Consider the following 12,252-nt stretch of genomic DNA (forward strand, 5'->3'; position numbering starts at 1 on the left):
GAGGAAATTAGAATGAAAATAGCTATAGTAATGGGTAGCAAGTCAGACTATCCTGTGGTGGAGAGAGCTGAAAAAATTCTAAAGGAATTTGGAGTAGAATATGAAACTAGAATTATTTCAGCGCACAGAACCCCAAGAGTTGCAGAAAAATTTGCAACAGAAGCAGATGAGAATGGAATAGAATTGATTATTGCAGCAGCAGGCAAAGCAGCGCATTTAGGCGGTGTAATGGCAGCATTTACCCCGATTCCGGTTATTGGTCTTCCAATTAAATCATCTACCATGGATGGACTTGATTCACTTTTATCAATAGTACAAATGCCTAAGGGAATTCCGGTTGCTACAGTGGCAATTGACGGTGCAGAAAATGCAGCACTTTTAGCAGTACAGATTTTATCAGTTAAATATACTGAACTTAGAGAAAAAATGAAAGATTATAAAGTGAAAATGGAGCAAGATATTATTAAACTTGATGAGGAATTCAATAAATAAACAACCATAAGGAAAAAATAATTTATTAATAGAATTTTTATATAAAAGGAGAAAATAAAATGAAAAAATTACAACAACTATACGAAGGAAAAGCAAAAAAAGTATTTGCTACAGATGATCCTAAGAAATATATTGTAGATTATAAAGATGATGCAACAGCATTTAATGGAGAAAAAAAGGGCCAGATTGCAGATAAAGGTATTGTAAATAATATAATGTCAAATATTATATTTCAAATGTTAGGAGAAAAAGGAATCCCAACTCATTTTATTGAACAGTTAAGTGAAAGAGAAACCCTTGTTAAAGCAGTTAAAATTTTACCTTTAGAAGTAATTGTGAGAAATGTTGCAGCAGGTTCATTTTCCAAAAGATATGGTGTAGAAGAAGGAACACCTTTGGCAAAGGCAGCACTAGAGTTTTCCTATAAAAAGGATGAACTTGGAGATCCATTAATTAATAATGACCATATTTTAGCATTAGAACTTGCAACAGAGGAACAACTAGCTACAGTAACAAAATATGCTTATGCCGTAAACGAAGCGTTAAAAGAATTCTTTTTAGAAAAAGGTTTAAAGTTAATTGACTTTAAAATTGAATTCGGTGTTTATGACGGAGAAGTAATTCTTGCAGATGAAATTTCACCGGATACTTGCAGACTATGGGATGTTAAGACAAATGAAAAAATGGATAAAGATAGATTTAGAAGAGATTTAGGAAATGTGGAAGAAACATATCAGGAAGTACTTTCAAGAATGAAAAAATAGTAGAAAGGATATGCAGAATCAATATGAATGAAAAATTAACATACAAAGATGCAGGTGTTGATACAAAAGAAGGTGAAAAAGCAGTCAAGTTAATGAAGGAACATGTTAAAAAGACTTTTAATCCAAATGTTTTAACTGGACTTGGCAGCTTTGGAAGTCTATTTAAGCTTGATCTAAATGGTATGACTGAACCTGTGCTGGTTTCAGGAACAGATGGAGTTGGAACAAAATTAAAGATCGCATTTCTTACAGATAAACATGATACAGTAGGCCAGGACTGTGTTGCTATGTGTGTAAATGATGTTTTGTGTCAAGGAGCAAAACCTTTATTTTTCTTAGATTATATTGCTACAGGAAAAGTAAAAGCTGAAAAAATTGCAGATATAGTAAAAGGAATTGCAGATGGTTGCGTTAAAGCGGAATGTGCTCTTGTTGGAGGAGAAACCGCAGAAATGCCTGATTTTTATTCAGATGGCGAATATGATATGGCAGGTTTTTGTGTTGGAGTTGCGGATCAATCAAAGATTATTGATGGCTCAAATATAAAAGAAGGAAATGTGCTTGTAGGTATTCCTTCAAGTGGTATTCACAGTAATGGATATTCTCTAGTAAGAAAACTATTTTTTGAGAAAGCAAAAATGAATGTTTCAGATTACGTTGAGGAATTAGGCATGACTTTAGGAGAAGCTTTAATTACTCCTACGAAGATTTATACAAAAGCTTGTAATTCAGTTCTTTCAAAAGTGAACGTCAATGGAATTATTCATATAACAGGTGGTGGTTTTTTTGAAAATATACCAAGAATTATTCCTAAAGGATTGGGCACAGAAATAAATGTAGGAAGCTGGGATGTTTTACCTATATTTAAATATATTAAGACTTGTGGAAATATAGATAAAGAAGAAATGTTTTCTACTTTTAATATGGGAGTAGGAATGATAATGGTTGTAGATGAGAGCAAGGCGGAAGAAGTTATGGAAATACTCTCTGAAGCAGGTGAAAGAGCAAGTATTATAGGAAAAATCGTTCAAGGCGAAGGTGTTAGTCTATGTTAAAAATAACAGTAATGGTTTCCGGTGGGGGAACTAATTTACAAGCTATTATTGACGGAATTGAAAGTGGACTAATAGAGGATGCTGAAATAGTAAAGGTTATTTCAAGTAATTCAAAAGCCTTTTCTTTAGAAAGGGCGAAAAAGCATAAAATTGACAGTATTGTTATAGGAAAAGAAAACTATCCGAGTCAGAAGGAAAGAACAAAAGCCATTATTAAAGCATTGGGTGATGCAGATACAGATATTGTTGTTTTGGCAGGATATATGAGCATTTTGGAAGCTGATTTAATAGAAGCATACAGAGGCAGAATAATAAATATACATCCTTCATTAATTCCTAATTTTTGTGGACCTGGCTTTTATGGAAAACATGTTCATGAAGCAGTATTAAAATCAGGAGTTAAAGAAACAGGAGCCACTGTCCACTATGTGGATGAAGGTGTAGATACGGGTCCGATTATTTTGCAAGAATCAGTACCTGTTTTAGAGGGAGATACAGTTGAAAAATTGGCTGCCAGAGTACTGATTACAGAACATAAAATTTTATGTGAAGGAATAAAAAAAGTAGTTGAGTCCATGTTGACATATGAAGGAGGAAAATAATGGGTGGATTATTTGGAGTAGTTTCAAAAACTGATTGCGTAATGGATTTGTTTTTTGGAACTGATTATCATTCTCATTTAGGAACAAAAAGAGGAGGCATGTCTGTATATGGTGAAAATGGATTCGATAGAGCCATTCACAATATAGAAAACTCACCTTTTAGAACAAAATTTGAAAAAGAAATAAACGTTATGGCAGGCACCAAGGGTATTGGAAGTATCAGTGATGGAGAACCGCAGCCTTTGACAGTATTCAGCGGACAAGGTGATTATTCCATTGGTACAGTTGGAAGAATTAATAACAAAGAACAATTGGTAAAAGAATTACTTTGCAGCGGATGTAATCAATTTATGTCAATGAGCGGTGGAGGAGTAAATAATACAGAACTGGTTGCAGCTTTAATTTCTACAGGAAGTAATATTGTTGAAGGAATACGCTATGCACAAGAAAAAATAGAAGGTTCAATTACTATTTTGCTTATGACTTCTGAAGGATTATATGCGGCAAGAGATAAATTTGGCAGAACACCTATGATTATTGGAAAGAAAAAAGGCAGCTATTGTGCAGCATCGGAATCTTTTGCATTTATAAATCTAGGATATAAAAAAGAAAAAGAACTTGGACCAGCAGAAATTGTATTTATTACACCTGATGGCGTTGAAACAGTAAGTGAACCACAAAAGGAAATGAGAATATGTACATTCTTATGGACTTATTTCGGGTATACCACATCTTGCTATGAAGGACTGAATGTTGAACAAATGAGATACAGAAGCGGGGCAAGTATTGCAAAAGGCGATGAAGGCATTGATGTGGATTATGTGGCAGGTGTACCTGACAGTGGTACTGCACATGCTCTGGGATATGCAAATAAATCAGGCATACCATATGCAAGACCTTTAATAAAATACACTCCAACTTGGCCAAGAAGTTTTATGCCGCAAAATCAAAAAGCAAGAGAGTTAATTGCAAGAATGAAGTTAGTTCCTGTATTTGAAATTATAGATAATAAAAAATTTGTTTTAATAGATGATTCTATTGTTAGAGGTACACAATTATCTGAAACAGTAAAATATTTATATGAAAATGATGCTAAAGAAATACATGTAAGATCAGCATGCCCTCCTATTATGTATGGATGTAAATATTTGAATTTTTCAAGATCAGTCAGTGAGATGGATTTGATTACAAGAAGAGTAATTAAAAAGCTAGAAGGCGGGGACGTTACACCGGAAATTTTAGATGAATATGTGGACAGTAAGAGTGAAAAGCATGCAAAAATGGTAGAGGAAATAAGGAAGCAGTTAAACTTTACCAGCCTGAGATATCATGAATTGGAAGATACTCTAAAATCAGTGGGACTTGAAAAATGTAAGATGTGCACTTATTGTTGGAATGGAAAGGAATAAGATAATATGAGAGCGTTAATCAGTGTATCAGATAAAACGGGAATTGTAGAATTCGCCAAAGAGTTAGAAAACTTAGGTGTTCAGATTATCTCAACAGGAGGTACACATACAAAGCTTAGCGATAATGGCATTGATGTTGTTGGGATTTCTGATGTTACAGGTTTTCCTGAATGTTTAGACGGCAGAGTTAAAACATTACATCCGGCAGTACACGGAGGTATTTTAGCTATGCGTGATAAGCCTGATCATATGAAGCAATTAGAAGATTTAAATATTGAAACTATCGATATTGTAGCAATAAATCTATATCCTTTTAAAGAAACTATTTTAAAGCCTGATGTAACTCTTGAAGATGCTATTGAAAATATTGATATTGGTGGTCCTACTATGCTTCGTTCAGCAGCAAAGAATCATAAAGATGTAATTGTTATTTGTGATCCCAAAGATTATGCAAGTGTAATTACTGAGATGAAGGAAAAAAAAGCAGTATCATATGATACAAAATATAGATTAGCATTAAAGGTATTTCAGCATACAGCAGCTTATGATGCAATGATATCGGATTATTTAAGAAAACAAATAAATGGAGAATTACCTGATAATCTTACATTAACTTTTGAAAAAGCTCAAGATTTAAGATATGGGGAAAATCCTCATCAAAAAGCTTATTATTATAAAGGTATTAAACCATGTGAAGGAGCGCTTACAACAGCTGTCCAATTACACGGAAAAGAACTTTCTTTTAACAATATAAATGATACAAATGGCGCTTTAGAAACATTAAGAGAGTTTGATGAACCAGCTATTGTTGCAGTAAAACATGCAAATCCATGCGGAGTAGGTACCGCAAATAATATATATGAAGCTTATATAAAAGCTTATAAAGCCGATCCTATTTCCATATTTGGAGGAATCATAGCCTCTAATACAACTATTGATGAAAAAACAGCAGCGGAAATCAATAAAATCTTTATTGAAATAGTTATTGCTCCTGATTTTTCAGAAGAAGCTATTAAGATATTAACTCAGAAAAAGAATATTAGATTATTAAAATTAGAAAATATAAATTCAAAATTGCCAAAAAATGATATTGACATTAAAAAAGTAAGTGGTGGTATTTTAGTTCAGGAAATAGACAGCGAACTATATAATGAAGCAGAGCTTAAAGTTGTAACTGACAGAAAGCCTACAGAAAAAGAAATGGAAGATATGAAATTTGCAATGAAGGTTGTAAAGCATATTAAATCGAATGGAATTGTTATTGCAAAAGATGGAAAAACCATTGGAGTAGGACCTGGTCAGGTAAACAGAATTTGGGCAGTGGAAAATGCCATTAAACAAGCAACAGATGATACAAACTCAGCTGTATTAGCTTCGGATGCTTTTTTCCCATTTGATGACTGTGTTACAGCGGCGGCAGCAGCCGGAATATCTGCTATTATTCAGCCGGGAGGATCTATGAGGGACGAAGATTCCATAAAGAAAGCAAATGAACTTGGAATTGCCATGGTATTTACAGGTATGAGACATTTTAAACACTAAAATTTCCAGTAGGTTATGAGACGTTTTGATAATTTAGAAAAATAGGTGGTTACATGAAAATACTAATTGTAGGTGGTGGCGGCAGAGAACATGCCATTGCATGGAAACTTGCTCAAAGTAAAAGAGTAGACAAGCTTTATTGTGCTCCTGGCAATGCGGGAATTGTAGATGTTGCAGAGTGCATTGATATTAAAGCTGAAGACATAGAAAGCATTTGCAAGTTTGCTAAAGAAAAAGAAATTGACATGACAGTAATAGGACCTGAAGTACCTCTTTCCATGGGGATTGTAGATGCTTTAGAAGCAGAAGGGTTAAAAGCATTTGGTCCAAATGCAGAATGTGCTCAGCTAGAAGGAAGTAAATCATTTACTAAGAGTTTTTTAGCTAAGCATAAAATTCCAACAGCAGGATATCTTGAATTTACAGATAAAGAAAAACTCAAAGATGCCATCGGGGTATTTGGATATCCTATGGTAATTAAAGCAGATGGTCTGGCAGCAGGGAAAGGTGTAGTAATTGCAGAAGATGCAGTTCAGGCAGAAAAAGCTATTGAAGAAATGATGGGCGATAGAGTTTTTGGCTCTGCAGGAGATAAAGTTGTGGTAGAAGAATTCCTTACAGGAATAGAAGCCTCTATGTTATGCTTTGTGGATGAAAACTCTATTGTTCCTATGGAGTCGGCGCAAGATTATAAGAGAATATTTGACGGTGACAAAGGACCTAATACAGGTGGAATGGGCACATATTCACCAAGTCTGATTTTTACAGATGAACTTAAAAAGCAGATTAAAGAAAGAATCTTACAACCAACATTAAAGGGTTTTCAAGAGGATGGTTTAAAATTTAAGGGAGTTTTATTTATTGGGCTTATGATTGGAGAAGATGGACCAAAGGTTATAGAATTTAATAACAGGTTTGGTGATCCGGAAACTCAGTCAGTTTTATCCCGTTTGGAAACAGATCTTGTAGACATTTTCGAATCTGTCATTAACGGAACTTTAAAAGAACAGCCAATAAATTGGAGCAGTAAAAAAGCGGTATGTGTTGTTCTTGCTTCGGGAGGTTATCCCGGCAGTTATGAAAAAGGCAAGGTTATTACAGGACTAAATGAAGTAGATGAAGATGTTATAGTTTTTCATGCAGGAACTAAATTCGGACAAGCAGGTAATAATGAAATCCTAACTTCAGGAGGAAGAGTTTTAGGTGTGACTGCAATTGGAGAAACCCATGAGGAAGCAAAGAAAAAAGCATATGATAATGTAAAAAAGATTAATTTTGAAGGAGTTCAATTCAGAAAAGATATTGGAATTATACATTCTTTGGAATAAGCATGATTAAAAATGGGATGCCTTTGTCATCCCATTTTTTAATATAAATTTTAGCAGTGCAAATTTCGAAAAAATAATTTTTATGAATTTTCTAAAAATTTATTTTTGAGGATACTTGACTTTGTTTTGTATATAATATACATTGTACATGATGGAATTTTTCGACAATAATGAATAGTGAAAAAAATATAAAACTAAGGAGGAGATTCTTATGAAATTACAATGGTTTAGAGTTCCAAAAGATATTGTATTCGGGACAGATGCACTTGAGTATCTATCGACTTTAGAAGGAAAAAAAGCAACGTTGGTAACTGGTGGCAGCTCAATGAAAAAATTTGGCTTTTTAGATAAAGCAAAACAATATTTAGAAAAAGCAGGTATGGAAGTATCTATTGTCGATGGTGTTGAACCTAATCCCTCTGTTGAGACAGTAATTAGAGGCGGGAAGGAAATGGAAAAGTTTAACCCTGATTGGGTTATTTCCATAGGCGGTGGGTCTGCCATTGATGCGGCAAAAATAATGTGGGTATATTATGAATACCCAGAGACAAAATTTGAAGATTTGATTGCCGGTAAATTCCCTAAATTAAGAACAAAGGCTAAGTTCATTGCAATTCCTTCTACTAGTGGTACAGCTTCAGAAATCACGGCATTTTCTGTAATAACAGATACAAATAATCATATTAAATATCCATTAGTTTCATATGAAATAACACCAGATATTGCATTACTGGATGCTGCATTACCAGCAAAAATGCTTCCGCATATTACTGCCAATACAGGTATGGATGTTATGACTCATGCAATAGAAGCATACGTATCTACTAATGCAACTTCTTTTACGGATCCACTGGCTATGGAAGCAATTAAACTAGTATATAACCAACTTCCAGTTGCTTATGCCGACGGAAGTAATATGAAAGCAAGGGCTGATATGCACAATGCTTCTGCACTTGCAGGAATGGCATTTACAAATGCATCTTTAGGTATTGTGCATAGTTTAGCTCATAAAATCGGTGGAGAATTTGGAGTAACCCATGGATTGGCTAATGCTATATTATTACCATATATAGTGGAGTATAATAAAGAAGGTACAGATAAATATAAAGAAATTGAAAAACAGCTTGGGATAGAAGACTTAGTAAAAACTTTAAAAGAACTAAATAAGAGTTTAGGTATTCCTGAAAGATTTAGCGAAATCACAGAAGTTGAGATTACAGAAGATAAATTTAATGAAGTGTTAGACAGAATGAGCAAAAATGCTCTTGAAGATCCGTGTTCTTTAACAAATCCAATAAATCCATCTGTAGAAGCTGTTAAAGAGATATATAAAGCAGCATTTTAAAATTAAATTGTTAAGAAATTAAAAATTAATCATAAATGGTGGCAATTACTCCTATTGGATATAAACTTAATATAAATAATTAGATTTTAGTACCCAATAAATTTTAAATTTATTGGGTACTAATCATATAATAAAAAGTAAAGATAAAAAATATAAAAACGTTATTTAAATGAAAATTAAAGAGGTCATCTGTTTTAACTAATAATCAATTATAATAAGTGTTTTTACATTTTTGAAATATTCTATAATTTTAGTGTAGCTTTACATGGTAAATAATTTAGAATATAATAAATTTTATTTAAAAGGAGTGGTTTTAGATGGAAAAAGATAAGCTTTATATCTTATGGACGACAGACAATAAGCTGACGTCATTAAATATGGTTTTAATGTATTCTTTAAAAGCCAGCAAAGAAAAATTTTGGAAAGAGATCAGATTAGTAAGCTGGGGAGCATCAAATGTTTTAATTAATGAAGATAGAGAAGTACAAGAAAGACTAAAAGAGGTACAAGAAAGCGGAGTAATAGTTAAAGCGTGCATTAGATGTGCTGAGAATTTAGGAATAACCGATTCTCTGGAAAAATTAGGAATTGAGTTGGATTTTATGGGTCAGCCTTTAACAGATTGTCTCAAAGATGATTCTTGGGCTATAATAACAATATAACAATAAAAATAATAGGAGAAAGTACATATGGACATTTTAAATATTGCACCATTGAAATACGAAAATGATAAATTATTAATTCTTGATCAAACGCTGCTGCCGGGGAAAACGGAATATTTGGAAATAAATACAAAGGAAGATGTTTGGGATGCTATTCACAAGCTTAGAGTAAGGGGTGCACCAGCTATAGGAGTTGCTGCGGCTTATGGTTTGTATGTTTCAGCAAAAAACATACAAACTGATAACAGAGATGAATTTATTAAATCTTTTAAAGAAATAAAAGATTATTTGGCATCGTCAAGACCTACAGCAGTAAATTTATTTTGGGCGCTTGATAGGGTAGAAAAATGTATATATGAACTAGGAGATGCATCAGTAAATACAATAAAAAGTGCTATTTTTGAGGAAGCAGAAAAAATAAGAAAAGAAGATGAAGAAGCATGTTATGCTATGGGAGAATATGGACTTTCTCTTTTGAAACCGGAAATGGGGATACTAACTCATTGCAATGCAGGGACAATTGCAACAGCGAAATACGGAACTTGTTTGGCACCACTTTATGTAGGGCATGAACAGGGATACAATTTTAAAGTTTTTGCAGATGAGACAAGACCTCTATTACAAGGTGCTAGACTGACTTCTTGGGAATTAAATCAAGCGGGAATAGATGTAACCCTTATATGTGACAATATGGCTTCTATTGTAATGAAAAACGGTTGGATAGATGCTGTTTTAGTGGGTTGTGACCGGATGGCAGCAAATGGAGATGGTGCAAATAAAATAGGTACATCAGCAGTTGCTGTTTTAGCAAAGGAATATAACATACCTTTTTATATGTTTGTTCCTACCTCTACAATTGATTTAAATACAAAATCCGGAGCCGATATTCATATTGAACTTCGTAATGGTGAAGAAATATATAAAATGTGGTATGAAAAAGATATGGCACCTGAAGGCATTAAGACATATAATCCCGCTTTTGATGTAACTGATGCGAAATATATTACTGCTGTAATTACAGAAAAGGGAATCGTATATCCTCCTTATGATGAAAACCTAAAAAATTTATTTGTATAAAATTAAACGTAATTTAGAAAGATAAAATTTAAAGGGATAATAAGGAGAGAAAGTCGGCTATGAATTATAAGATTGGAGATATTTCATATAAAAATCATCTTGGCACATGGCGTATAGTTGGATATAATGTAAAAACACCTAAACACGGTATTATTGAAGTTGAATTTGAATACAGTGATTTATTAAAACAAAAAGAAAATAAAAAGCTTGTTCGTGAATTTTATTATGTGACAAATTTAGATATAGCTGCCAAATTAGAAGCAAACGAAAAAATCGATTTATCCTTCTCCTATATAAAAGATTTTAATATTTCCGTTATTCAAAGTCACTGTAAAAAAGAAGTATCATTTTATTCTTTTAAAGCAGAGTATGCTTGTTTTGACGGAGAGACAGCATTTGATAATGCTAAAATGGATGATGGAGAAATCTCATTTGATTATGCCATATTTGGAAATGGAGATACATCTTTTTTCAATACTAAATTCGGGGATTCAGATGTTTCTTTTTATAATGTAGATTTTCAAAGAGGGGCGGTATCTTTCGCAGAGGCCAATTTTGGAAAAGGAAACATTGATTTTGAATATACTATATTTGGCAGTGGTAATGCTGCTTTTACTTTAGCCATATTTGGCAGTGGAAATGTTTCTTTTGATGGAGCAATTTTTGAGACAGGAGATGTTTTGTTTTTAGATACTAACTTTGGAGAAGGAGATGTATCTTTTGAATATACAAACTTTGGACAAGGCAATATAATTTTTGACAGAGCTGCTTTCGGATGCGGAGAAGTTTTATTTGATCATTGTATCTTTGAAAAAGGCTCAGTAAAATTTTTAGAAACAGATTTTAGTTTCAGCAAAGTTATATTTAATAAAATTAAATTTGAAAATGCTAGTCTTGATATGACAGGAAGTATTGCTGAGTCAGTAAGCTTCCAAAATTGTAACTTTGATAATCATAATAAACTAAATTTTTTATATGTAGATAGCCTAAAAGTTTTAAAATGTATTATAAATAAAACTCTAAAGATTACAGGCGCAAAAACATTATCTTTAAAAGGCAGTATAAATTTAGGCAGTATATATTGTAATTGGGAAGAAGAAAAAGTTTGTGAAGCAATCAAAAATAATGAAGATGAAGAAAAGGATAAAAAACATCAATTTTTAATGTTAAAACTAAATTATCATAAAATAGGTGAATATTTAGAAGAAGATAAAGCTTTTGTAGAATATATGAGATGCAGAAGGAAGGAATTAAAATCTAAATGGAGAATCTCACTGGATAAGTTGATTGATATTATAGGAGTTTATGGTACAAAACCCGGGAGGGTTGCTATTACAATGCTACTTATTTGGATTTTTTTTGGTATAGTTTTTACTGTAATCGGTAATATTGATGGGGCGTTAACACAAGGATTTTCTGATCATTGGATTAACGGATTTTATTTTAGTGCAGTTACATTTGTAACTATTGGTTATGGTGATGTGGTTCCCCTTTTAGCAGTAGCTAAAATATTGGCACCCATAGAAGGAGTAATGGGATTGTTTTTGATGTCGTATTTTACAGTTGCAGTAGTAAGGATTACATTAAGATAATGTTGAATTATAACTTTTGAAATATTTGAATAATATAATAAAAATACTTGACAATATATTAATTAATATTATAAAATATACAAAATATAAATAAAACCGATGATTAAGAATAGTAAGCTTATAATTGAATTTAAAGAGAGTCGTAGATGGTGGAATTATGATAAAGAGATTTAAGCTGAATGGACTTATGAGGGTAGGACGAAAAGCTAAAACTGCTTAGTAGCGCCTAACGGGATCTCCACTCGTTATTAAGGGAGCATGTATAGAGTCTTTGTTTTATATGAAGTATGAAGTTCTGTACATAGAAGAAGCGGATGCGAAAGCATCAATTAGGGTGGTACCGCGATTTTTATATCGTCCCTGAAGCGAATAATAGCTTCAGGG

11 protein-coding genes and 1 other annotated feature are annotated in these 12,252 nt (G+C 32.8%); all 11 genes read left to right on the forward strand.

The features are described from left to right. Window positions 1–12: 12 nt before the first annotated feature. The 11 genes from purE to K292_RS0114715 all read left to right on the forward strand — a co-directional run bounded on the left by purE (window position 13) and on the right by K292_RS0114715 (window position 11,868). On the forward strand, window positions 13–492 hold the full coding sequence (purE, locus tag K292_RS0114665; RefSeq protein ID WP_027400469.1) for a 5-(carboxyamino)imidazole ribonucleotide mutase: 480 nt from the start codon (window positions 13–15) through the stop codon (window positions 490–492). Window positions 493–551: 59 nt separating this feature from the next. Further along, window positions 552–1,256 (forward strand): phosphoribosylaminoimidazolesuccinocarboxamide synthase, encoded by a 705-nt coding sequence (gene purC / locus K292_RS0114670; RefSeq protein ID WP_027400470.1) that lies wholly within the window; start codon window positions 552–554, stop codon window positions 1,254–1,256. Window positions 1,257–1,279: 23 nt separating this feature from the next. Next, window positions 1,280–2,311: a phosphoribosylformylglycinamidine cyclo-ligase gene (purM, locus tag K292_RS0114675; RefSeq protein ID WP_037373334.1), complete on the forward strand. Its 1,032-nt coding sequence runs from the start codon at window positions 1,280–1,282 to the stop codon at window positions 2,309–2,311. After that, window positions 2,305–2,913: a phosphoribosylglycinamide formyltransferase gene (gene purN, locus K292_RS0114680; protein ID WP_027400472.1), complete on the forward strand. Its 609-nt coding sequence runs from the start codon at window positions 2,305–2,307 to the stop codon at window positions 2,911–2,913. The genes purM and purN overlap by 7 nt, the downstream gene beginning before the upstream one ends. Beyond that, window positions 2,913–4,322: an amidophosphoribosyltransferase gene (locus tag K292_RS0114685; protein WP_027400473.1), complete on the forward strand. Its 1,410-nt coding sequence runs from the start codon at window positions 2,913–2,915 to the stop codon at window positions 4,320–4,322. The genes purN and K292_RS0114685 overlap by 1 nt, the downstream gene beginning before the upstream one ends. Window positions 4,323–4,328: 6 nt before the next feature. After that, entirely contained in the window at window positions 4,329–5,864 is a 1,536-nt protein-coding gene (purH, locus tag K292_RS0114690) for a bifunctional phosphoribosylaminoimidazolecarboxamide formyltransferase/IMP cyclohydrolase (RefSeq protein WP_027400474.1), read from the forward strand. Between the two features lie 53 nt (window positions 5,865–5,917). After that, window positions 5,918–7,192 (forward strand): phosphoribosylamine--glycine ligase, encoded by a 1,275-nt coding sequence (gene purD / locus K292_RS0114695; RefSeq protein ID WP_027400475.1) that lies wholly within the window; start codon window positions 5,918–5,920, stop codon window positions 7,190–7,192. A gap of 211 nt (window positions 7,193–7,403) precedes the next feature. Further along, window positions 7,404–8,537 (forward strand): iron-containing alcohol dehydrogenase, encoded by a 1,134-nt coding sequence (locus K292_RS0114700; RefSeq protein ID WP_037373335.1) that lies wholly within the window; start codon window positions 7,404–7,406, stop codon window positions 8,535–8,537. A gap of 317 nt (window positions 8,538–8,854) precedes the next feature. Next, window positions 8,855–9,199, forward strand: a complete 345-nt coding sequence (locus tag K292_RS0114705) for a DsrE family protein (RefSeq protein ID WP_027400477.1) — start codon at window positions 8,855–8,857, stop codon at window positions 9,197–9,199. Window positions 9,200–9,226: 27 nt separating this feature from the next. Continuing rightward, window positions 9,227–10,276 (forward strand): S-methyl-5-thioribose-1-phosphate isomerase, encoded by a 1,050-nt coding sequence (gene mtnA / locus K292_RS0114710; protein ID WP_051280835.1) that lies wholly within the window; start codon window positions 9,227–9,229, stop codon window positions 10,274–10,276. A gap of 59 nt (window positions 10,277–10,335) precedes the next feature. Further along, window positions 10,336–11,868, forward strand: a complete 1,533-nt coding sequence (locus K292_RS0114715) for a potassium channel family protein (protein WP_027400479.1) — start codon at window positions 10,336–10,338, stop codon at window positions 11,866–11,868. A gap of 90 nt (window positions 11,869–11,958) precedes the next feature. Further along, window positions 11,959–12,233, forward strand: a binding site (T-box leader). Window positions 12,234–12,252 lie beyond the last annotated feature (19 nt).

This window comes from Anaerovorax odorimutans DSM 5092 (assembly GCF_000426305.1).
In the GTDB taxonomy this organism is placed as follows: Bacteria; Bacillota; Clostridia; order Peptostreptococcales; family Anaerovoracaceae; genus Anaerovorax; species Anaerovorax odorimutans.

Excerpts from the sequence above, each read along its gene's own strand:
- purC (WP_027400470.1), top strand. The coding sequence starts at position 552 with ATGAAAAAATTACAACAACTATACGAAGGAAAAGCAAAAAAAGTATTT.
- K292_RS0114685 (WP_027400473.1), top strand. The coding sequence starts at position 2,913 with ATGGGTGGATTATTTGGAGTAGTTTCAAAAACTGATTGCGTAATGGAT.
- K292_RS0114705 (WP_027400477.1), top strand. The coding sequence starts at position 8,855 with ATGGAAAAAGATAAGCTTTATATCTTATGGACGACAGACAATAAGCTG.
- purN (WP_027400472.1), top strand. The coding sequence starts at position 2,305 with ATGTTAAAAATAACAGTAATGGTTTCCGGTGGGGGAACTAATTTACAA.
- K292_RS0114715 (WP_027400479.1), top strand. The coding sequence starts at position 10,336 with ATGAATTATAAGATTGGAGATATTTCATATAAAAATCATCTTGGCACA.
- purD (WP_027400475.1), top strand. The coding sequence starts at position 5,918 with ATGAAAATACTAATTGTAGGTGGTGGCGGCAGAGAACATGCCATTGCA.
- K292_RS0114700 (WP_037373335.1), top strand. The coding sequence starts at position 7,404 with ATGAAATTACAATGGTTTAGAGTTCCAAAAGATATTGTATTCGGGACA.
- mtnA (WP_051280835.1), top strand. The coding sequence starts at position 9,227 with ATGGACATTTTAAATATTGCACCATTGAAATACGAAAATGATAAATTA.
- purM (WP_037373334.1), top strand. The coding sequence starts at position 1,280 with ATGAATGAAAAATTAACATACAAAGATGCAGGTGTTGATACAAAAGAA.
- purH (WP_027400474.1), top strand. The coding sequence starts at position 4,329 with ATGAGAGCGTTAATCAGTGTATCAGATAAAACGGGAATTGTAGAATTC.
- purE (WP_027400469.1), top strand. The coding sequence starts at position 13 with ATGAAAATAGCTATAGTAATGGGTAGCAAGTCAGACTATCCTGTGGTG.